The organism is Lysinibacillus sp. NPDC093197 (assembly GCF_044754025.1).
Taxonomy (GTDB): Bacteria; Bacillota; Bacilli; order Bacillales_A; family Planococcaceae; genus Lysinibacillus.
In genome coordinates this window covers 624,216-645,737 of record NZ_JBIVOH010000001.1, presented here as the reverse complement: position 1 = coordinate 645,737, position 21,522 = coordinate 624,216, and the positions used below count along the sequence as shown (strand labels likewise).

Sequence of the window (21,522 nt, the reverse complement as noted above, 5' to 3'; positions counted from 1 at the left end):
CCTTTCAACTATTAAATTTCTCACTGCTACAATCTATTTCTTGTGGTATTTTTGATATGAAAAATAAAAAATTTCCATTTAATTTTTGTGGAGGGAAAGGTTTTGAACATAATTAAAAAGGTTTTATGGCAAAATAAGATAAGAAATTTGCTTCGAAGAGGGCATATCGTTATTATTTTTATCATTAGTTTATGTATTTTTATTCCGACAATTTTTATCGAATATCAGCAAACAATTAACCATCAAAAAGAAGAAATGACCAATTACTTAGATGCTCAAACCTATTTTTTTGAAAGCTGGTTAAAGGAGCGTTCCGAGGATATACATACAATAACAAATTTAGCTTTCGTTAAAGGCTATCAGTATGAACAAACGCAAGCATTTTTTCAAGAATATAAAAAACAAACTGTTTTTACTGATTTAGTCTTTGTTAACAAAGAAGGAATAGTACAGTTCGATACAGTGACAGAATATCAACATAACGGGATTGGCATTGATGTAAAAAATCGTGAGTATTTCCAAGTCGCCCAAAAAACGAAGCAACAATATATTACAGATGTATTAATTAGTAAAGTCACAAAGGAGCCAATCATTGCTTTCGCATCGCCTATACTTGATGAGCAACAACAATTTAATGGTGTTGTTTTTGGCACTGTAAATTTTAATACTGTTGATTTGCTTTTAAATGAATCAAGAGTGGGTTTTAGGGGACATGCTTATATAGTCAATCAAGATGGAACTTTGTTAACAGAATTAGTTTCCAATAAGAAAGAAGTGGCTTCAGCTAGTCAAAACATATTGTCGCAAAACTATAACATTGATGAACGAATTTTGACGATTGCTCAATCTAATCAAACGCAATCACCAATAAACTCCTATAAGGACGCAAACGGCGAATGGGTGTTAGCAAAAAGTAAGCCAATTAATCAAGGCAAATGGTATTTTATTTCTGAAGTCAATTTATTGGAAGCGTATACACCTTTAATTAAAAGATTTGGTTTGTTAGCGATTTGTATTTTAGTAGGCACATTTTTAACCATAAAAGTTATGTTAATGATAACGAAAAAGATAGAAGAGCCGATTCAGCAGTTACTAAAAGGTGTTGGTAAGGTGGAGCAAGGTCATTACGATTATAAAATTAATGAAAAACAGTTAGCACCGTATGCCAAAGAGTTTCAGGAGCTTTGTTCATCTTTTAATGAGATGAGCGCGAAAGTGAAAGAAGATACGATATTACTTAAGGAGTTATCTGTTACTTGCCAACTCACGAAACTATATAATCGCCGTTATTTAATTGAGCAGGGCGAGCATGTTTTTCAAGACTGTAAAAACAATGAGCAACATTGTTCTTGTATAGCGATTGATATCGATTTTTTTAAAAAAGTTAATGATACATATGGGCATCTGACTGGTGATGAGGTACTAAAGCATGTTGCAAAAATTATTAAAGAATCCGTACGAATAAAAGATATCACTACGAGATATGGTGGCGAGGAATTTGTAATTTTATCTCCAGCGACGACGTTGGAAAGTGCTGTGAAAATAGCAGAAAGAATAAGAAAAAATGTTGAAGAGTATCCTTTTACTATAGGTGAACAGTTTATTCCTATGACAGTGAGTGTTGGTATTGCAGAATTTTCTGATAATAAGGACATTTCAACCTTTTACGATTTGATTGATAAGGCAGATCAGGCACTTTACATTGCTAAGGAAAGTGGTCGAAATATGCTAAGAGTATATGATGGTGCAAATAACTTCGTTATGTGGTAACGGTGTAAGGCATATAAAATTTTCACAATAGCGGCTATGTACGTGTAGTATTTTAAAAAATGGTCATACTAACATGGATTCACTTATGAAGTCTATAATGATGAGGAGGATGTAAAATGAGTAGGCCTGAACAACTAGACCCGAAATCTCAAAAAATCCACCGTAACTGGACAAGGATTAAGCGTTCGAAATCTCAAGTAAATGGTGAAACGGAGATTACTCTCCATAACCGTATCTTGAGAAGTGAAGCGAAAGCCCGACAGTTTTAATCATGCTAGAAGCAATAAGTGTTATCAAGCTCAGATATTTTATATCTGGGCTTTTTTGTATTTTATTTTAAGAAAATTAGTAAATATCTAAGTAATTGATTTATAGTAAAATATAAGAAATAAGGAATTTAGAAGGAGAAATGGAAATGGACAATCAAATGAACATTCGTGTTGCGCGTCTTGCTGATGCAAAAAAAATGCTTGAAATCCAACAAGAAGTTTTAGCGGAAGAACTATTTTTAATAACGACAACTGAAGAATATCAGCAAACGATCGAAGGACAACAAGCATGGATACAGTCAAAATTAGCAAATGACCATGAAACAATTTTAATTGCAGAACGCAATGATGAAGTCGTTGGCTGGCTAGTATTTCAGTCGCCAAATCGAAAACGTTTAGCCCATACTGGTAGTTTTGGCATGATGGTTCGAAAAGATTATCGAGGGCAAGGAATTGGTAAACGTTTAATAGGGGAATTATTGACATGGGCGGTTGCCAATCCAGTAATTGAAAAAGTTTGCTTAGGTGTATTTTCAACAAATGTAGGCGCCATTGCTCTTTATCAAAAAATGGGCTTTATAGAAGAAGGTAGAAAGATTAAGGAAATTAAAGTAAGGGATAATGAGTATGTTGATGATGTGTTAATGTACAAAATGGTTTAAATTCATAAGAGCAATTTTATAAAACGTTTGAATAGGGAGAGGGATTTTCTATGAAAATTTATCAGTTCTCAAAGGATAGTGGCAATGCAATTAACAATTACAACTCACTTTATTCATTTTATACTAAAATAATGAAAACAGTAGAGCCAACAAATATTGGTTTTATATACATAGAAGCGGGTGGTGTAGTTGGATTACATGAAGCACCAGTACCACAGCTATTCATTGTTATTCAGGGAGAAGGATGGGTCTGTGGAAAAGACAGGGAGAAATTACTTGTAAAACAAGGGGAGGGAATTCTTTGGCAAGAGGGAGAAGCACATGAGTCAGGAAGTGACAATGGGTTAACAGCCCTCGTTATTCAATCTACGCAAATTGATTTGCTTGAATAAAACGAGCAAATAACGGAGTGCAAGTGGCTCCGTTATTTTTTTGCTAACACAAGCTCCAACCGTAACGTTTTTAAAATATGCCCATCAAATAAATCATCGAATTCTTCAACATGTTGGAAGTTTTTTGACTTGTAGAATTGACTTCCAATTGTATTGTCCTTCTCAACACATACAGTTAGTGAAGTTATCCCGCGTAATTTTTGAATCCCACTTTCTAATAGCGCTGAGCCGATGCCTTTGTTTTGGACATCTGGAAGTAAATAAATAGCGAATAGCTCTGCTTGTCCATCGTCATTAACAGTTGAAAAATTAGCAAAGCCAACAAGTGATTCATCTAACTCGGCAACTAAAAATGGGCTCGTTTGAAGACGAGTTATTAACCGTTCTTCGCTATAGGCAGCTTCCAGAAAACGACTCTGAATATGCATCGGAATGATTCCTTCATATGTTACACCCCAACTTGTTTTGGCAATTTCTTGTACAAAAGGGATGTCTTCTTCTTTCATTTGTCGTATAATGAGTGTCAACACTTATCACCTACAATTTCAATAATTTCTATATATTGTAACATTTAATTCAACAGAAGGGGGATGAATGAATGCAAGTTTTGGAAAAAGCATTTGGGTATATTACAAGGGAATGCGAAGGGCGAATCCAAGTGCTTGTATTTGAACAAAATACAGCTGGAGCTGGTATCCAAATTCCAAAGGGGACAGTTGAAGAAGGAGAAACGCCTCTTGAAGCAGTAATACGAGAGATGGCGGAGGAAACAGGTTTAACAAATTTAGAAGTAAAAGGCTTAATCGCACATGATTATGCCGAACATTATTCAGGAGCCTTACAAAAACGTTATTTTTACCATTTAATATCAAATGATTCACGTCCGACGTGGCAACACAATCCGACAGGTGTAAACGAAGGTAACTTACAATTTACATTTTATTGGATTGAAGATAAAGATGCCGTTGTATTAGCAAAAGGACATGGCGATTATTTATATCGGATTTTTGGACCCTTCGTTAGATGAAGGGATTTTTATTATAAAGACAAAGGAGTTACTAGTTGAAGATGAAAAGGAGGAAGGAATTTTGACGCTTTATTATGAAGAACATGGAGACAAAAATGCACCACTTATCGTGTTTTTACATGGGGGAGGTGTCAGTGGCTGGATGTGGGAAAAACAAATAATATATTTTGCCCAACATTATCATTGTATAGTTCCTGATTTACCTGGACATGGAAAAAATAGTGAAGATACATATTTTTCAATAAAACAAGCTGCGCAGAAAATAATTGATCTTATAGAACAGGTTTCTAATAATCGAAAAATAACGATTATCGGTTTTTCATTAGGGGCACAAATTATTGTGCAATTGCTATGTATGAGACCCAATTTAATTGATATGGCTGTCATAAATAGCGCTTTAGTGAGGCCGATGCCTGCTTTAAAAAAATGGATTGCCCCTACAATAAAACTCACTTCTCCACTTATTTCAAATCGAACATTTTCAAAAATTCAAGCTAAAACACTTTATATCCCTAAAGAAAAGTTTGCGCAATATTATGAAGAAAGCTGTCGCATATCACAACGAATGCTAACAACTGTACTTACGGAAAATTTATCATTCTCAATCCCAGAAAACTTTAAACATGTAAAAACTTCAATGCTTGTGCTCATTGGGAATAAAGAAAAATCAATCATGAAAAAATCTGCAAATGACTTGGTGAAAAGTAATGCTAATTGTAAAGGAATGGTAGTAGCCGATATTGGACATGGTATTTCATTAGCGAATCCAGCTCTTTTTAATGAAATAATAGACAATTGGCTTAGTGCCAGTCACCCAAACAATTCTGAATTTTCTTCAGGCTGTTAAATTTTGATTAACAACGTAAAAACCCACTTAACTCCCGCAGATTACACGTTGGCCGCAGGAAAGCGAAGTGGGTTTGAAGTGCCAGTCACTCAAACAATTCTGACATTTTAAGCTTTTGCAGCAATTTCTAATGCTTGGGCAAAGTCAGCAATTAGATCATCAACATGCTCCAGCCCTACTGAAAATCGTAATAGGCCATCTGTAATACCACGTTTTGTACGTTCTTCAGGCTCCATCGCAGCATGGCTCATTTTAGCTGGGTAGGAAAGAATGGATTCCACACCACCAAGAGATACAGCAAAAACAGGGATTTTCATTGCTTCCACTAATGCTTTTGCAGCAGCATAGTGAGGTAGACGGAAGGACAATACAGCTCCTGGACTTGTACATTGGCTTTGATGAATTTCGTAACCAGGATGTGATGCAAGACCTGGATAGTATACTTGTTCAACGAGCGGGTTATCATCTAAAAACTGCGCAATCTTTTGTGCTGATGCCGCAGAACGACTAAAGCGCACATCCGTTGTTTTCATATTTTGCAGTAATGTGAAGCAATCCTGTACACCTAAAATATTCCCAAAAGAATTTTGGATAAAATAAAGGTCGTTTCCTAGTTGCTCATCGGCTGTAATTGTTAGTCCTGCAATAATATCTGAGTGACCAGATAAAAATTTCGTTGCACTATGAATTACTACATCAACACCTAAGTCAAGTGGACGTTGATGTAATGGTGTCATAAACGTATTATCTAAAAACGTTAAGCATTGATATTGTTTAGCTATCGAAACTACGCCGCGAATATCTGTAATCCCTAATGTTGGATTTGATGGTGTCTCCATATAAAGAAGCTTTGTCGCAGGCGTAATGGCTGCTTCAATTGCCGCTAAATCTGAAAAATCAACGAATGTATGAGAGATACCAAAACGAGGTAATACTTTCGAAACAAAGCGATATGTGCCACCATAAACGTCTTCAGTAATCACGATGTGATCACCTTGAGATAATAGCATTAATGCTGCGGAAACAGCTGCAATTCCTGAAGAGAAGGCGTGCGCTCGAACGCCACCTTCAAGCTCTGCAACGGCTTTCTCTAATGCATCACGTGTTGGGTTACCAGAACGTGCATAGTCATACTCGCCGAACTCATCAATGCTCTCTTGATGAAATGTTGAAGATACATACATAGGAACGTTTACTGCCCCTTTTTTATTTTCATAGCCATCACGCACACCTGCGTGGATAAGGGCTGTTTCAATATGTTGCTTCATTTTTTATGCCTCTTTTCTCAGCGTATCAAACACTTGTTTTAAATCTGCAATTAAGTCTTCAGCTTCTTCAATGCCGACAGAGAAGCGTAGTAAACGATCGCATACACCGCGTTCTACACGTTCTTCGTAAGGCATATCGGCATGTGTTTGTGTGGCAGGATATGTGATAAAGCTCTCAACGCCACCAAGGCTTTCTGCAAAAATAATTAACTTTAAGTTTCGAAGGAATGGGTCGATCCATTCAGGCTTTTGAAGTCGGAATGACAGCATACCACCTTTGCCTGTATAAAGTACGTCTGTCACAAGTTCTTCTTCTTCTAAATAAGCAGCTATTGCCTTCGCATTTGCATCATGTTGTTTTAAGCGAAGATGCAACGTTTTTAATCCACGAATCAATAACCAAGAATCCATCGCACCTAATACCATTCCACTACCATTATGAATATAGCCAATACGTTCTGACAGCTCAACGCCTTTTGAGACAACTAGACCAGCTAAAACATCATTATGGCCACCAATATACTTTGTCGCAGAATGTAACACAATATCGGCACCTAATTCGATTGGTCGTTGGAAATATGGCGTGTAAAATGTATTATCAACGATTAACAATGCACCGTGTTTATGTGCAAGCTCAGCATACACTTTGAGATCAAATTCCTGCATAAGTGGATTTGTTGGTGTTTCGATAAAGAGGGCACGCGTATTTTCATTAATTAAAGCCTCTACTTGCTCAACAGACTCAAATTTTGAATAGATCGGTTTAATATTGTATGTTTCATTAAAAAAGTTAAAAAGTCGATATGTACCACCATACAAATCATCTGGTACGATTAATTCATCACCAGGCTTAAACAGAGACATAACAAGTTGAATCGCAGCCATACCTGAACTACAGGCAAAACCAGCGTCGCCACCTTCCAAATCAGCAATTCCTGCCTCTAAAATGGCACGTGTTGGATTTTTTGTACGTGCATAGTCAAAACCTGTAGATTCACCAATACCTGCATGTTTATAAGCAGTCGATAAATGAATTGGAGGGCTGACTGCGCCAGTACTCGGGTCACTTAAATTTCCTAGCTGTACAAGTTTTGTTTCAATAGTTCTATTGTTTGTCATATCGTCACTCTTTTCTTCATCAATAATATAGAAAGAGCCCAATTAGGACTCTATTTCTTAATAGAATAATTTGATTAGTATCCTCAATATTCTCTATAATTGTTACCAATTTAACATGTATAGTACAGAAGGACAAGATGATTTCAGAAAATTACATAGATTATTGAAATTAAATCATGTAGGAATAGTAGGGGATTAATTGCCGAGGATGGAACTGTAAGCACATACAAAAAGGCTATAGAGTATTCGAATTTAACGAATTGCTCTATAGCCTTGTTTATTAAGCTTGTTGTTTTTTTAATAAATCGCGAATTTCTTTTAAAAGTTCCTCTTTTGCATCGAGCTCTGGTGTAGGCTCCTCTACAACCGTTTCCTCTTTTTTTCTAGTAAATTTAGTCATCAGACGCAAAGCTAAAAAAATGGCAAAAGCAATAATTAAAAAGTCAACGATGGACTGTAAAAATACGCCAAGCTTGACTTGGGCTGTACCTGAACCAAACATAAAGCTTTCTGTTAAATCAATGCCACCCGTTAAAACACCAACTAATGGCATAATAATATTTTCTACTAAAGATGTAACAATTTTACCGAAAGCACCACCAATTACAACTGCAATAGCTAAATCAATGATGTTACCTTTCATAGCAAATTCCTTAAAGTCTTTCCACATAAAAAAATCCTCCTACTAATATCCATTAAAACAATCGAATTGTATTTTACTATATTTGCCTCATTATAACAAAGTAAAAATAAAAATAGAAAAAATCTACAACATAAAACGGTAAATTTGGTAATATGGAAGTAGACAAAGAATGATTAGGTGTGACATATGGCGAAAAAAAAACAAAAGAAACCACTGCTATCACCAACTGTAAAGATGGGGATGATAGCATTATTAATCCCTGTAGCGATTACTGTGTATGTACTCGCCTTTTTTGCGTGGCGGGAACTTCAAACATTTCCTATCTTTGAAAAACTTGCGCAACAAAAGGCAATTGAAGAAATACAGCAAAATTTTGATATGAACATTCCGGAGCAATATATTCCCGTATATATTGCGGCTGAAGAAAAATATGGAGTGCCTTGGACATTGTTAGCAGCCCATCATCGCATTGAAACGCGATTTTCCTCCATGAAATCTCTTGTATCACCGGCTGGTGCTGTAGGTCATATGCAATTTATGCCCTGCACATTTGTAGGCTGGAAGCATCCAACTTGCTCTGGACTGGGCAAGGGCAATATTTCAAAAGCAGAACTAATGGATCCAGCTATAATAAAAAAATATGGTGGCTACGGAGTCGATGCAAATGGCGATGGCGTAGCCGATCCATATGATATTGAAGATGCAGTGTTTAGTGCAGCAAATTATTTATCAAAGTATGGTGCTGCTAAAGGTGATGTAAAACGAGCAGTTTTTAATTATAATCATAGCGAGGAATACGTTAGCAATGTGTTACATTACTATAATTTGTATAATGATTACCATGATGAATTAAAAACAGCAGTTCTTATGAATTCAAAATAACGAAAAGAGCCATCCTTTAGAATGGCTCTTTTGTACATAATTAGGCTGCTTTACGCATACCCTTTAAAATAAGACTTACAATGAAGATAAGTACGATTGCACCGATTAATGCTGGGAATACATAAAAATCACTAACTCTCCAACCCCAATTTCCTAAAACCATACTACCTATCCAAGAACCGACAATCCCGGCAATAATGTTACCAATAATGCCTCCAGGAACGTCTTTTCCTAAAATGACTCCAGCTAACCAACCTAAAATTCCTCCGATAATTAAAAACCAAATGAAACTAATCAAAATTATCCATCTCCTTAAAGTTAAGATATAATGGCATTTCTATAATGGCATTACTTAGTTATATCCTTTTTGGAGATAATTAAACCTAAACAGCTTCTTTTTTTATGATTTCATTATATTATTTCACAACGTTTGCACCTAATGTATGTTCAAAATGACGTAAAGCCCAATGATGACCAGCTGCGTCAAAGCTAGCTACAGCATTTGCATAAATAACTGTAGAAATGCCCAAATTATAAGCATCTACAGCAGTATGCAAAATGCAAATATCTGTGCAAACACCCACTAAATGAATTTCCTCTATGCCACGTTCTTTTAGTAAAATGGCTAAATTTGTTCCTGCAAACGCACTATAGCGTGTTTTATCAAGCCACATTACTTTTTCTTTATGCAAGTCATAAACTTTCCCAACATGTCCGTATAGATTGCGCCCAAGCGTGCCCCGAATATTATGAGGAGGAAAAAGCTTTGTTTCGGGATGAAACGAATCGTTTTCTTCATGTAAGTCATTAGCAAAGACCACTAAATTTTTCTCAGCAATAAATTGCTCTATTAATGTGGCAATGGGCGTATCTAGTAATTGTCCGGGTTCTCCACAAGATAGTTTGCCGTCCGCCGCTACAAAATCATTTGTGTAATCAATGACAAGTAATGCTTTTTTCAAAATTTTCTCCACTCCTTTAGGCATGATTTCACTCTTTATCATGCCATATTTGGTTTTGGTTGTCAGAAAAATAGTCATATTTTAATATTAAGAATAGTTTGAAAATTGAAGAATGTGAGCGTATAATGTGAAAAAAGGAGAGGTGATAGTTTATGAATATGTCTGTTATGAAACGTTTAGATCGCCAAGGATTCTTAATCGCTGCGTTACATTTAGTAGTGGTGTTAAATTTAGCTGCGGAGTTTTTATTTGCTTCGTAATTAAAAATACAATAGAAAGGTGAGTACAATGCTTGACCTATACTAAAACAACCGTGAAGGCAATTTCGTCGTAGTCCACGGTTGTTTTTTGTTGTCTCTATATATTGTAAAGCTAGAATGCAAGACCAATGACATGCTCGGTTGGTATTGCAAGGAGGAAGTAGACAAGCATTTTATTTTAAAAGGTGAATTTTTCTATCTATTGTCAAATATATAAAGCATATTGGGGGATTTGATGACTACAAGATTTCAGCAAGCATTCAATGGGCTAGAGCGACCATTTGCATGGCTTGACCTTGACGCACTAGATGAAAATATTAAAAAAGTTCAACAAGCATGCGGGCAAAAAAAAATCCGCGTTGCGACAAAATCAATTCGTTCGGTAGAGGTGCTGCATTATGTACAGCAAAACCTTTCAAACGTAGTAGGCTTCATGACTTTTACTGCAGCAGAAACATTATTTTTACTTGAACAACATTTTGATGATGTTCTTCTTGGCTATCCAATTATGGAAGAAATAGCAGTTCGACAGCTGTTACAGTTTGTGAAAGAAGGAAGAACGATCACATTTATGGTTGATAGACTTGAACATGTAGCATTTTTAGAGAAAATAGGGTCGGAGCTTGATATTAAAGTATCTATTTGTATTGATATCAATTTATCGACTGATTTTAAAGTGCTCTATTTTGGAACGAAGCGATCCTCTCTCCATTCATTGGAGTCGATAACACCATTCTTATTATATATAAAAGAGCAATCGCACATAGAAGTTGTAGGTGTCATGGGCTATGAAGCGCAAATAGCGGGTGTAGGTAATCGACCTGCAAATGCTATAAAAGGTAGATTAATAGATTTAATGCAAACACAAGCAAAAAAGCAAGTTACACAGTTTCGTAGATTAGCAGTTGCGCATATTAAAGCATATTTTCCAAAATTACGCTTTGTCAATGGTGGTGGGACAGGAAGTATGACGTATACGGCTAAGCAGAAAGAAGTGACGGAAATCACAGTTGGCTCAGCATTTTATGCACCAGCACTTTTTGATCAGTTTTCCCATTTGCAACTTGCCAAAGCAGCAGGTTTTGCACTCCGTGTTACGCGAAAACCGGCAAATTATATTGTTGTTTGTCATGGTGGTGGCTATCCAGCATCTGGAGCGATGGCAGTTGATCGATATCCAGCATTTTATGAGCCTGCTTATTTTTCATTTCTCAGTTTAGAAGGGGCAGGAGAGGTACAGACACCTATTAAAGTGAAAGGTAAAACTATCGCAATTGGTGACACCATTTATTTTCGTCATGCAAAAGCCGGGGAGCTATGCGAAAGATTTCAAGCACTACATGGAATAAGGGGAGACCAATACGTAGGTAGCTTTGCAACATATAGGGGGGATGGCCAATGTTTTCTATAGAAAAGTGGAAAAGTGGAGAAAAATGGACGAATTGGGCAGGTAATATTATTTCTTATCCAAGTGAGATGTATTTGCCTCGTTCTATAGAAGAAGTCGTAAACGTAGTGAAGCATGCGCGTGATACAAAGAAAACGATTCGTGTCACAGGTGCAGCTCATTCTTTTAGTGCTGTTGCAATGCCAGAGCATATTGCACTTTCATTACATAATATGCGAGGGCTCATCTCGATTGATGCGGAAAAACAAGAGGCGACATTATGGGCAGGAACATATTTATATGAAATTGGTCCACAGCTCGCAAAACACGGTTTTGGTCTCATTAATATGGGCGATATTCAAGAACAAACAATTGCTGGTGCAGTATCCACAGGTACACATGGGACAGGTGTGACGTTAGGTTCGCTATCGTCGGCAGTGACACGCTGGTGTTTTGTCGATGGGAATGGAACATATCACGAACATGATAGAGATGCTGATGAATTATCCGAGACGCTGCATGTCTCACTCGGCATGCTTGGTGTACTTGTAAAGGTGACTATTAAAGTGTTACCGCTATATAGCTTACATTATATTGGGTCTAGGGATACATTAACAAATGGGCTTGCGACGTTCGCCAAAGATATACGACAGCATCGTCATGTGGAGTGGTTTTACTTCCCAGGCAGTGAGACGATTCAAATTAAACGGATGAATGCAATGGCTCCTGTCTATCAGAGTCAATGGAGTAAGGTCGTAGAAAATATAAAACTTCAAATAGTAGAAAATGGTGCGTTTTTTGCCATTTCGGAATTATGTAAGTGGAAGCCAACCTTAAGTAGTGCGATGAGCAAATTAGCTGCGGCAAATGTGGTGGAGGCAGAGAAGATAGGTATAAGCTATGAAATTTTTCCCTCTCCTCGCAGTGTAAAATTCCAAGAAAGCGAGTACGCGATAGCTTTACCGCAATTTGAAGCATGTATAGAAGAGATTCATGCAACGTTTAAAAAAGGACATTTGAACGTGCATTTTCCACTGGAATGCCGAACAACAGCTGGCGAATCCGGTTATTTAAGTCCAACGCAGGGACAGGAATCAGCGTTTATTGCATTTCATATGTATAAAGGAATGTCAGAGGAGCCTTATTTTAAATGGATCCATACGCTAATGCAAAAATATCAGGGACGGCCACATTGGGGAAAACAAAGTCATTTAACAGCTTCACATGTCCAGGCATTGTATCCAAATATAGATAAATTTTTAGCAGTTCGTGCACAATATGATCCTGACAAAGTATTTCTCACACATTACCTAGAACAATTATTTATATTATAAAATATAGAATTAATCGTAAATTTACTCGTCAAAAGGGATGGAAAACAATAAGTACTTTTACAATTAATTCATACTGAATATTGTTTATTATAAAAAAATTAAAATTTGAACGAAATGTCAAAATATTTATCAATTCGAGATAAAAGTGATGCTTAATCAGCATGTAAACGATTTCATATTTAGCAGAGTATTTGAATTTTTTAAACAATTCAAAAAACACTGTTGACTTAGTATAGTTATTCGTACTATGATAACAACAATTTAATACGTTCGTTACAACAATTAGCTGCCAACAAAGGCAATATGCTAAGGCAAAAACAAAATAGACAGAACATTTTGTATATATCAACGAACATAGCAATAAATGAGGGGCGTTTAATATGAGAAGTGACATGATTAAAGTAGGCGTAGATCGTGCGCCACATCGAAGTCTTTTATATGCAACAGGCAAAGTAAAAGCAAAAGATTTAGGGAAACCATTTATTGGGGTTTGTAACTCTTATATTGACATTATTCCAGGTCATGTTCATTTACGTACATTTGCTGATGTAGTGAAAGAAGCAATAATTGAAGCGGGTGGTATTCCATTCGAATTTAATACAATCGGTGTTGATGATGGTATTGCAATGGGGCATATTGGTATGCGTTACTCCTTACCTAGCCGTGAAATTATAGCAGATTCAGCAGAAACAGTTATTAATGCACACTGGTTTGATGGAGTATTTTACATTCCAAACTGTGACAAAATCACACCAGGGATGTTAATGGCAGCGGTCCGTACAAACGTACCATCGATTTTTGTATCTGGTGGCCCAATGGAGGCGGGAACATCTGCTACAGGAAAACAGCTTTCTTTAACTTCAGTTTTTGAAGGTGTAGGGGCTCATAAATCAGGCAACATGTCAGCTGAAGAGCTGTTAGATATCGAAAATAATGCATGTCCAACATGTGGATCATGTTCAGGGATGTTCACAGCGAACTCTATGAACTGTTTAATGGAAATGCTAGGTGTAGCACTTCCAGGCAACGGAACAATCGTTGCTACTTCTGAGGAACGACATAAACTTATTAAGGAAGCCGCTAAACAACTAGTGCGAATGGTTAAAGAAGACGTTAAGCCGCGTGACATTATTACAAAAGAAGCAATTGACGATGCATTTGCACTAGATATGGCAATGGGTGGTTCCACTAATACGGTTCTACATACATTAGCAATTGCCAATGAAGCTGAAATTGACTATAACATTGAAGATATTAATAAAGTTGCAGAGCGAGTACCTTATTTAGCGAAAATTATGCCAGCTTCAGATGTTTCTATGGATGATATTAATAAAGCAGGTGGTGTAAGTGCCATCATCAATGAATTAACATCTATTCCAGGTGCTATTCATCCAAATCGTCCTACTGTTGCAGGTGTAACAATGGGTGAACTAGTAAAAGATTATGAGATTACGAATGATCAAGTCATTCGTACAAAAGACAATCCTTATAGTCCAGTCGGTGGTTTATCGGTGTTATTTGGCAATATTGCACCAGATGGCTCAGTTATTAAAGTTGGTGCTGTAGATCCTTCTATTAAAGTATTTACAGGGGAAGCTATTGTCTTCGAATCACAAGAGGCAGCACAAGAAAATATTGATAACGGTAATGTTAAGGAAGGCCATGTAGTCGTCATTCGTTATGAAGGACCAAAAGGTGGCCCAGGGATGCCTGAAATGTTAGCACCAACATCAGCAATTCAAGGTCGTGGTCTTGGTACCAAAGTGGCGTTAATTACTGATGGTCGATTCTCAGGTGCATCTCGCGGTATTTCAATAGGGCATATTTCGCCGGAAGCAGCAGAGGGCGGTCCAATCGCTTTAGTTGAAAATGGTGACATTATTACAATTGATTTACCGAATCGTACAATCAATTTAGAAGTATCCGATGAAGTATTAGCAGAACGTCGTGCTAAACTGCCGATTTTTGAACCGAAAATCAAACGTGGCTGGTTAGCAAGGTATTCAAAATTAGTGACAAGTGCATCAACTGGTGGCGTTATGAAGATTTAGTATTAAAAAATAAATAAGTTAAAACGTTGATGAGGTTAAAGGTTCTAGAGCCTTGTATCTACCAGAGAGCCGGTCGTGCTGGAAGCCGGCGATACAACTAGATCCGACATCCCCTCGGAGTGAACTATTAAACGCGTGATCGCCATTAGATAGTTCCGGGCATAATCGAAGTGCTCGTTATTAATGAATAAATGATTTATGACACCGTATTGGATGTAAGTTTACTTACATTGGTGCATAAATGCTTTCATTTATTCGCGAGGTAGCAATTTTTATTGCTATAAACAAGGGTGGTACCATGAAAAGTCTTTTTCATCCCTACGCAAGGTAGTTATTTGCGTTCGGAGAAAAGGGCTTTTTATTTTTTTTCAAAAAGAACAGTATATTCTATTTTATGTTTTCCAGCATAAATTGCTTAACCTTTTCGACGTTAAATCATTAAAGTGTTCATTAACTAGAACAGGTAGTCGTATGCTGTTGTGAATCGATAGACAAGAAGGAGGCATATTTTGATGAGTACGAATGTTTCAATTAATGAAAAAGAACAATTGGCGACAGAAGAAGTAGCGCAAACTTTTCAAGCGAAAGACGGTGCAGACGTTTTAGTCCAAGCGCTACATGATCAAGATGTAGAGATAATTTTTGGTTATCCAGGTGGGGCAGTACTTCAAATATACGATGCAATGTACAAAAACCCAATTCGTCATATTTTAACACGTCACGAGCAAGGTGCCATTCACGCAGCTGAAGGCTATGCACGTGTATCGAATAAACCGGGAGTTGTTATCGCAACAAGTGGTCCAGGTGCAACGAATCTAGTAACAGGTATTGCGGATGCGATGATTGATTCAATTCCACTAGTTGTTTTCACTGGTCAGGTAGCAACATCTGTTATTGGAACAGATGCATTCCAAGAGGCAGATATTATGGGCATTACAACACCGATTACAAAGCATAACTATCAAGTGCAGGATGTGAATGATATTCCACGCATTGTGAAAGAAGCTTTCCATATTGCCAACACAGGCCGTAAAGGACCAGTTGTTGTGGATTTCCCAAAAAACGTCTCTCAAATGCTGTTTGATGTAGATAATCCACCAAAAGAACCAGAAGAAATCTATTTACCGGGATATCAGCCAACTTATAAGCCGAACTATTTACAAATTCAAAAGGCTATTCAAGCAATTTCATTAGCTAAAAATCCAGTAATTTTAGCAGGGGCTGGTGTACTATTTGCAGATGCACGTGAAGAATTAACGACATTCGCTGAAAAGTATCGAATTCCAGTGGCCAATACATTATTAGGTCTCGGCTCCATCCATGGTGACCATGAATTATTCATTGGTATGGCAGGGATGCATGGGACAGTAACAGCGAATATTGCGATTACGAAATCAGATTTACTTTTAAATATCGGTGCTCGCTTTGATGATCGCTTAACAGGGAATTTAGCAACGTTTGCACCGAATGCGACAATTGTCCATATCGATATCGATCCGGCTGAAATTGGTAAAAACGTACCAACCGATATCCCAATCGTTGCGGATGCGAAAGAGGCGCTAAAATCTTTATTGAAAAAAGACTTTGATGGTCCAGATACTGCACAATGGCTAGAGTTTTTAAATAATCACGCAAATGAATATCCGCTTTGGTATACAAAAGAAGCTGGTGACTCGGAAGTTTTACCGCAGGAAGCACTAGAGCTTGTGCATAAAATTACTGAAGGAGATGCCATTGTTACGACGGATGTAGGGCAGCATCAAATGTGGGCTGCGCAATATTACCGCTTAAACAATGATCATGGATGGGTAACGTCTGGTGGACTTGGTACGATGGGCTTCGGCTTCCCGGCCGCAATTGGAGCCCAGTTTGCGAAGCCAGACAAAAAAGTTGTTTCCATTGTAGGCGATGCAGGATTCCAAATGACTGCACAAGAGCTTTCATTATTACAAGAATTCAACTTACCAGTAAAAATTGTGATTTTAAATAACAGCTGTTTAGGAATGGTACGCCAATGGCAACAAACATTTTATGAAGAGCGTTATTCATCTTCACTTATGCCGATCCAGCCAGACTTTGTTAAATTAGCGGATGCATACGGCATTAAAGGCTATCGAATTGACACAATTGACGAAGCGGAAAGTATTTTCCGTGAGGCACTTCTTAATGACGAGCCAGCGTTAATCGATTGCCGCGTAAAACAGCTTGAATGTGTATACCCAATGGTTGCACCAGGTAAAGGGTTACATGAAATGATTGGGGTGAAAAAGAATTGAAACGAGTAATTACCGTAACAGTGATTAATCAAAGTGGTGTACTAAACCGTGTAACAGGTTTACTTATGAAGCGTCAATTCAATATCGAATCGATCACAGTTGGTCATACAGAACAGCCAAACTTCTCTAAAATGACTTTTGTTGTAAATGTAGAAGATGAGCGGAAAATTGAACAACTTGTGAAGCAACTATCGAAGCAAATTGATGTGTTAAAAGTCAATGACATTACAGATAAATCTATCGTGCTTCGTGAGCTAGCGCTTGTGAAGGTTATTTCACCACCAAATTTACGTCTGGAAATGAACTCAATTGTTGAACCGTTCCGCCCACAAATTATTGATACAGCGAAAAACGTTGTGACATATCAAGTGGTAGGACATCCAGAAAAAATTGATGCCTTTATTGAGCTAATTCGCCCATATGGTATTAAAGAATTAACACGTACGGGTGCTACAGCATCTGTTCGTGAAACACAAAAAATCATGAATACACAGCTCTCTATTTTAAAATAGTTTGCATATAAAATTGAAACTTGTGATTTGCAATACTGAATAAGTAGTAATAATCGCAAGCAAAAAAATAAACCCACTATTAGGAGGAAACAAACAATGGCTACTATGTACTATGAACAAAACATCAACGAGGACGTATTAAAAGGGAAAAAAATCGCAATTATCGGTTACGGCTCACAAGGTCATGCACATGCATTAAACCTTAAAGAATCAGGATTCGATGTAGTAGTAGGTGTTCGTCCAGGCGGATCTTTCGACGCAGCAAAAGCGGATGGCTTAGATGTAAAAACAGTTGCTGAAGCAGCTCAGCAAGCAGATGTAATTCAAATCTTACTTCCAGATGAGCGTCAAAAAGCAGTTTATGAAGCTGAAATTGCTCCATATTTAGAAGCTGGTAAAGCTCTTATGTTCGCTCATGGTTTCAATATTCACTTCGGTCAAATTACACCACCTGCAGATGTTGACGTATTTTTAGTAGCACCAAAAGGTCCAGGGCATCTAGTTCGTCGTCAATTCCAACAAGGTGCAGGTGTACCAGGTTTATTCGCAATCCATCAAGATGCAACTGGTCAAGCAAAAGATTTAGCTCTTGCTTACGGTAAAGGTATTGGTGCAGCACGCGGTGGTTTACTTGAAACATCATTCAAAGAGGAAACAGAAACAGACCTATTCGGTGAGCAAGCAGTACTTTGCGGTGGGGCAACTCAATTAGTAAAAGCAGGATTCGAAACATTAGTAGAGGCTGGCTACCAACCAGAACTTGCTTACTTCGAAACATTACACGAATTAAAATTAATCGTGGACTTAATGTTTGAAGGTGGTATGGCAACAATGCGTTACTCAGTATCAGATACTGCTGAGTGGGGTGATTATGTTGCAGGTCCACGTATCATTGACGAATCTGTTAAAGGTCGAATGAAGGAAGTATTAACAGATATCCAAGATGGCACATTTGCTCGTCGTTGGATTCAAGAAAATGAAAATGGTCGTCCAGACTATACGAAGTTCAAAGAAGCTGGTGCGAACCACCAAATTGAAGAAGTTGGTGCAAAATTACGTGCAATGATGCCATTCATTAATGAAGGTAAGGAAAAAGTTGTGAGAGAAGTGGCTACAAGTGCGAAAAATTGATATTTTCGATACAACACTTCGCGATGGCGAACAATCTGCAGGTATTAACTTAAATACAGCAGAGAAAATTGAAATTGCTAAGCAACTTGAACGACTAGGTGTAACGATTATTGAAGCAGGTTTTCCTGCTTCATCTCCTGGTGATTTTGATGCGGTCAACCGAATTGCCGGTACTGTGAAAAATTCAATCGTTACAGGGCTAGCTCGTTGCGTCCAAAAAGATATAGATACAACATGGGAAGCTATTAAAGTAGCAGAACAACCACATATTCATATATTTTTAGCAACATCTCCAATTCATATGGAATACAAGCTGAAAAAATCACCAGAGCAAGTAGTAGAGCAAGCAATTGAAGCTGTGAAGTATGCGAAAAAATACTTCCCTCTTGTGCAATGGTCTGCAGAGGATGCTTTCCGATCGGATTGTGAATTTTTAGTCCGTATTATGAATGATGTTATTGCTGCTGGTGCAACGACGATTAACGTGCCTGATACAGTTGGCTATGCTTCTCCACAAGAATATGGGGCATTATTTAAATTTTTACTAGAAAATGTGAAAGGTGCTGAAAAAGTTAAATTCTCAGCACATTGCCATGATGACTTAGGGATGGCGACGGCGAACACAATCGCAGCTATCGAAAATGGTGCTTCACAAATAGAAGGAACAATGAACGGTATCGGAGAGCGTGCAGGGAATGTTGCACTAGAAGAAATCGCTGTGGCTCTTCATATCCGTAAAGATATGTACCCTGTGGAAACAGGTATTAATCTACAAGAAATTAAGCGTACATCTCAATTAGTAAGTAAACTAACGAATGTCGTTATTCAGCCGAACAAAGCAATCGTTGGTAAAAATGCATTTGCCCATGAGTCTGGTATTCATCAAGACGGCGTGCTAAAAAATCCTGAAACTTACGAAATTATTTCACCTGCATTAATTGGCGAAGGTGAAGTGCCACTTGTCCTTGGAAAACATTCTGGACGTGCTGCCTTCCGAGATCGTGCAGTAACAATGGGTTTCACACTGTCAGACGAAAAGCTAAACAAAGCTTTTGTTGAATTTAAACAGCTCGCAGATCGTAAAAAGGAAATTACGGAAGAAGACTTGCTAACACTTCTTACGGAGCAACAAGTACAAATTGAAGATGTGCCATTATTTGAACTGAAAATGGTACAGGTACAATATGGTACAGAAAATATTCCGACAGCCACTGCAACTGTTGTGACGCCAGATGGCCATGTAAAAAATGTAGTGGCAACGGGCTCAGGCTCAGTAGAAGCTATTTTTAATACATTAGAACAGCTTGTGCCAGGTAACATCAATGTTATAGATTACCGTGTGAAGTCTGTCGGCAAAGGGCGCGATGCACTTGGTGAAGCTGTCATTAATATTCGATACGATGATGTATCAACAACGGGACGAAACTCATCACAAGATGTCTTAGAAGCATCCGCGAAAGCTTATTTAAATGCGATTAATCGACATTTAATCCAAGAAAGTCTTCGAGCTCAAGGTCAACTAGTTTAATTTGATTTGGCTCTCGCCTGCCTGAAATAGGTGAGAGTCTTTCCTAAAACAGCGTAACCATACTCTATAAAAAGAAAGGTGTTTTATAAATGGAGAAAAAAATTACAGTACTTCCTGGCGACGGAATTGGGCCAGAAGTGGTTGCGTCAGCTATACGTGTATTACAAGTAATCGGTAAACGATTTAACCATACATTCCATTTAGGTTATGGAACAATCGGAGGCGCTGCCATCGATCAACACAATAATCCACTACCTGATGAAACAATTGAAATGTGTGAGGGCAGCGATGCCATTTTATTAGGAGCAGTAGGGGGTCCGAAATGGGACAATAACCCTCCAGAACTACGTCCAGAAAAAGGATTGTTACGTATTCGCAAGCACTTTGACTTATTCGCAAATTTACGTCCAGTAAAGGCGTTCCCGAGTTTACTAGATGCTTCACCTTTAAAACGTGAAGTAGCCGAAAACGTCGATTTAATGATCGTACGTGAACTTACAGGCGGCGTATACTTCGGGGAACCACGTATGCGTACTGAAAATGGCGCAATTGATACTACAGTTTACTCAATAGCAGAAGTAGAGCGTATCGTTGAAAATGCCTTTGAATTAGCACGTTTACGTGGAGGCAAATTATGTTCTGTCGATAAAGCAAACGTACTTGAAACAAGTCGTTTATGGCGCGAAGTTGTAGAAGCGAAGAAAAAGGATTATCCAGATGTGCAAGTCGAGCACAACTTAGTAGATTCAGTAGCTATGAAATTAATTACAAATCCAGCTCACTATGATGTCGTTGTTACAGAAAATATGTTTGGTGATATTTTAAGTGATGAAGCATCGGTTATAACAGGATCTCTCGGTGTATTACCATCCGCATCTATCCGTGGTGATAATTTTGGTCTTTATGAACCAGTACACGGTTCAGCACCAGAGATTGCAGGGCAAGGTGTTGCCAATCCAGCAGCAACAATTCTGTCAGTCGCTATGATGTTACAATACTCATTCGGCCTAGCAGAAGAAGCAGCTGAAATTGAACGTGCTGTTAGTGCTGTGTTTGATGATGGTTACTTTACAGCTGACCTTTCACGCGATGGTGGGCGCACGTTATCTACAAATGAATGGACAGATAAAGTAATTAATGAAATTGATACAAGTTTTGTATCGGAAAGTATTATGACAACATATATTTAAGAAATAGGTGAA

At 37.7% G+C, this 21,522-nt stretch carries 21 protein-coding genes; 15 read left to right on the top strand and 6 right to left on the bottom strand.

From position 1 onward, the window contains the following. Positions 1-102: 102 nt before the first annotated feature. The 4 genes from ACIP9G_RS03310 (at position 103) to ACIP9G_RS03295 (ending at position 3,093) form a co-directional block, all read left to right on the top strand. Complete coding sequence (locus ACIP9G_RS03310) at positions 103-1,770, top strand: sensor domain-containing diguanylate cyclase (RefSeq protein WP_401017350.1); 1,668 nt, start codon at positions 103-105, stop codon at positions 1,768-1,770. A 116-nt stretch (positions 1,771-1,886) separates the two neighbouring features. Next, a complete protein-coding gene (locus ACIP9G_RS03305) occupies positions 1,887-2,039 on the top strand; it encodes a YpzG family protein (protein ID WP_069513162.1) in 153 nt (50 codons plus the stop codon). A gap of 140 nt (positions 2,040-2,179) precedes the next feature. After that, a complete protein-coding gene (locus ACIP9G_RS03300; protein ID WP_401017348.1) occupies positions 2,180-2,701 on the top strand; it encodes a GNAT family N-acetyltransferase in 522 nt (173 codons plus the stop codon). A 50-nt stretch (positions 2,702-2,751) separates the two neighbouring features. Continuing rightward, positions 2,752-3,093, top strand: a complete 342-nt coding sequence (locus ACIP9G_RS03295; protein ID WP_340824006.1) for a cupin domain-containing protein — start codon at positions 2,752-2,754, stop codon at positions 3,091-3,093. Between the two features lie 32 nt (positions 3,094-3,125). Here the strand turns inward: ACIP9G_RS03295 and ACIP9G_RS03290 are convergent, their stop codons facing one another. Beyond that, positions 3,126-3,599: a GNAT family N-acetyltransferase gene (locus ACIP9G_RS03290; protein WP_401018155.1), complete on the bottom strand. Its 474-nt coding sequence runs from the start codon at positions 3,597-3,599 to the stop codon at positions 3,126-3,128. 92 nt (positions 3,600-3,691) lie between these two features. Between ACIP9G_RS03290 and ACIP9G_RS03285 the strand changes: the two genes are divergently transcribed. Together ACIP9G_RS03285 and ACIP9G_RS03280 are read left to right on the top strand one after the other, a co-directional pair. Continuing rightward, positions 3,692-4,120, top strand: a complete 429-nt coding sequence (locus ACIP9G_RS03285) for an NUDIX hydrolase (protein ID WP_401017345.1) — start codon at positions 3,692-3,694, stop codon at positions 4,118-4,120. Positions 4,121-4,181: 61 nt separating this feature from the next. Then, positions 4,182-4,967: an alpha/beta fold hydrolase gene (locus ACIP9G_RS03280; protein ID WP_340824009.1), complete on the top strand. Its 786-nt coding sequence runs from the start codon at positions 4,182-4,184 to the stop codon at positions 4,965-4,967. 107 nt (positions 4,968-5,074) lie between these two features. Here ACIP9G_RS03280 and ACIP9G_RS03275 read toward each other — a convergent pair whose 3' ends face one another. From ACIP9G_RS03275 to mscL, 3 genes are all read right to left on the bottom strand, one after another. Next, on the bottom strand, positions 5,075-6,235 hold the full coding sequence (locus tag ACIP9G_RS03275; protein ID WP_401017343.1) for an aminotransferase class I/II-fold pyridoxal phosphate-dependent enzyme: 1,161 nt from the start codon (positions 6,233-6,235) through the stop codon (positions 5,075-5,077). A gap of 3 nt (positions 6,236-6,238) precedes the next feature. Further along, positions 6,239-7,354, bottom strand: coding sequence for a methionine biosynthesis PLP-dependent protein (locus tag ACIP9G_RS03270; RefSeq protein ID WP_401017341.1), 1,116 nt, complete (start codon positions 7,352-7,354; stop codon positions 6,239-6,241). 280 nt (positions 7,355-7,634) lie between these two features. Then, positions 7,635-8,024, bottom strand: a complete 390-nt coding sequence (gene mscL, locus ACIP9G_RS03265; protein WP_401017339.1) for a large conductance mechanosensitive channel protein MscL — start codon at positions 8,022-8,024, stop codon at positions 7,635-7,637. A gap of 159 nt (positions 8,025-8,183) precedes the next feature. Here mscL and ACIP9G_RS03260 point away from each other — a divergent pair, with 159 nt between their 5' ends. Continuing rightward, positions 8,184-8,879, top strand: coding sequence for a lytic transglycosylase domain-containing protein (locus ACIP9G_RS03260; protein ID WP_401017337.1), 696 nt, complete (start codon positions 8,184-8,186; stop codon positions 8,877-8,879). Positions 8,880-8,919: 40 nt separating this feature from the next. On the opposite strand, the gene ACIP9G_RS03255 is transcribed toward ACIP9G_RS03260, so the two are convergent. Then, entirely contained in the window at positions 8,920-9,177 is a 258-nt protein-coding gene (locus ACIP9G_RS03255; protein ID WP_340824015.1) for a GlsB/YeaQ/YmgE family stress response membrane protein, read from the bottom strand. Between the two features lie 118 nt (positions 9,178-9,295). Continuing rightward, entirely contained in the window at positions 9,296-9,841 is a 546-nt protein-coding gene (locus ACIP9G_RS03250; protein WP_401017335.1) for a cysteine hydrolase family protein, read from the bottom strand. Positions 9,842-10,336: 495 nt separating this feature from the next. Here ACIP9G_RS03250 and ACIP9G_RS03245 point away from each other — a divergent pair, with 495 nt between their 5' ends. From ACIP9G_RS03245 to leuB, 8 genes are all read left to right on the top strand, one after another. Next, complete coding sequence (locus tag ACIP9G_RS03245) at positions 10,337-11,512, top strand: amino acid deaminase/aldolase (RefSeq protein ID WP_401017333.1); 1,176 nt, start codon at positions 10,337-10,339, stop codon at positions 11,510-11,512. Beyond that, positions 11,500-12,822 carry a D-arabinono-1,4-lactone oxidase gene (locus tag ACIP9G_RS03240; RefSeq protein WP_401017331.1) on the top strand — a complete coding sequence of 441 codons (1,323 nt, stop codon included), beginning with the start codon at positions 11,500-11,502 and terminating at the stop codon, positions 12,820-12,822. The genes ACIP9G_RS03245 and ACIP9G_RS03240 overlap by 13 nt, the downstream gene beginning before the upstream one ends. Before the next feature lie 380 nt (positions 12,823-13,202). Beyond that, positions 13,203-14,873, top strand: a complete 1,671-nt coding sequence (gene ilvD / locus ACIP9G_RS03235; protein WP_340824021.1) for a dihydroxy-acid dehydratase — start codon at positions 13,203-13,205, stop codon at positions 14,871-14,873. 512 nt (positions 14,874-15,385) lie between these two features. Beyond that, on the top strand, positions 15,386-17,149 hold the full coding sequence (gene ilvB / locus ACIP9G_RS03230; RefSeq protein ID WP_340824022.1) for a biosynthetic-type acetolactate synthase large subunit: 1,764 nt from the start codon (positions 15,386-15,388) through the stop codon (positions 17,147-17,149). After that, positions 17,146-17,661: an acetolactate synthase small subunit gene (gene ilvN, locus ACIP9G_RS03225; protein WP_173478925.1), complete on the top strand. Its 516-nt coding sequence runs from the start codon at positions 17,146-17,148 to the stop codon at positions 17,659-17,661. Before ilvB ends, ilvN begins: the two co-directional genes overlap by 4 nt. Before the next feature lie 96 nt (positions 17,662-17,757). Continuing rightward, on the top strand, positions 17,758-18,792 hold the full coding sequence (ilvC, locus tag ACIP9G_RS03220; RefSeq protein WP_340824023.1) for a ketol-acid reductoisomerase: 1,035 nt from the start codon (positions 17,758-17,760) through the stop codon (positions 18,790-18,792). Beyond that, positions 18,779-20,320, top strand: a complete 1,542-nt coding sequence (locus ACIP9G_RS03215; protein WP_401017327.1) for a 2-isopropylmalate synthase — start codon at positions 18,779-18,781, stop codon at positions 20,318-20,320. Before ilvC ends, ACIP9G_RS03215 begins: the two co-directional genes overlap by 14 nt. Before the next feature lie 89 nt (positions 20,321-20,409). Beyond that, a complete protein-coding gene (gene leuB / locus ACIP9G_RS03210) occupies positions 20,410-21,510 on the top strand; it encodes a 3-isopropylmalate dehydrogenase (protein ID WP_340824026.1) in 1,101 nt (366 codons plus the stop codon). The last annotated feature ends 12 nt before the right edge of the window (positions 21,511-21,522 follow it).

Coding starts and splice junctions, on each gene's coding strand:
- ACIP9G_RS03270 (WP_401017341.1), bottom strand. CDS start 7,354: ATGACAAACAATAGAACTATTGAAACAAAACTTGTACAGCTAGGAAAT.
- ACIP9G_RS03275 (WP_401017343.1), bottom strand. CDS start 6,235: ATGAAGCAACATATTGAAACAGCCCTTATCCACGCAGGTGTGCGTGAT.
- ACIP9G_RS03260 (WP_401017337.1), top strand. CDS start 8,184: ATGGCGAAAAAAAAACAAAAGAAACCACTGCTATCACCAACTGTAAAG.
- ACIP9G_RS03295 (WP_340824006.1), top strand. CDS start 2,752: ATGAAAATTTATCAGTTCTCAAAGGATAGTGGCAATGCAATTAACAAT.
- ACIP9G_RS03300 (WP_401017348.1), top strand. CDS start 2,180: ATGGAAATGGACAATCAAATGAACATTCGTGTTGCGCGTCTTGCTGAT.
- ACIP9G_RS03305 (WP_069513162.1), top strand. CDS start 1,887: ATGAGTAGGCCTGAACAACTAGACCCGAAATCTCAAAAAATCCACCGT.
- mscL (WP_401017339.1), bottom strand. CDS start 8,024: ATGTGGAAAGACTTTAAGGAATTTGCTATGAAAGGTAACATCATTGAT.
- ilvB (WP_340824022.1), top strand. CDS start 15,386: ATGAGTACGAATGTTTCAATTAATGAAAAAGAACAATTGGCGACAGAA.
- ilvC (WP_340824023.1), top strand. CDS start 17,758: ATGGCTACTATGTACTATGAACAAAACATCAACGAGGACGTATTAAAA.
- ilvD (WP_340824021.1), top strand. CDS start 13,203: ATGAGAAGTGACATGATTAAAGTAGGCGTAGATCGTGCGCCACATCGA.
- ACIP9G_RS03240 (WP_401017331.1), top strand. CDS start 11,500: ATGTTTTCTATAGAAAAGTGGAAAAGTGGAGAAAAATGGACGAATTGG.
- leuB (WP_340824026.1), top strand. CDS start 20,410: ATGGAGAAAAAAATTACAGTACTTCCTGGCGACGGAATTGGGCCAGAA.
- ACIP9G_RS03245 (WP_401017333.1), top strand. CDS start 10,337: ATGACTACAAGATTTCAGCAAGCATTCAATGGGCTAGAGCGACCATTT.
- ACIP9G_RS03285 (WP_401017345.1), top strand. CDS start 3,692: ATGCAAGTTTTGGAAAAAGCATTTGGGTATATTACAAGGGAATGCGAA.
- ACIP9G_RS03290 (WP_401018155.1), bottom strand. CDS start 3,599: ATGAAAGAAGAAGACATCCCTTTTGTACAAGAAATTGCCAAAACAAGT.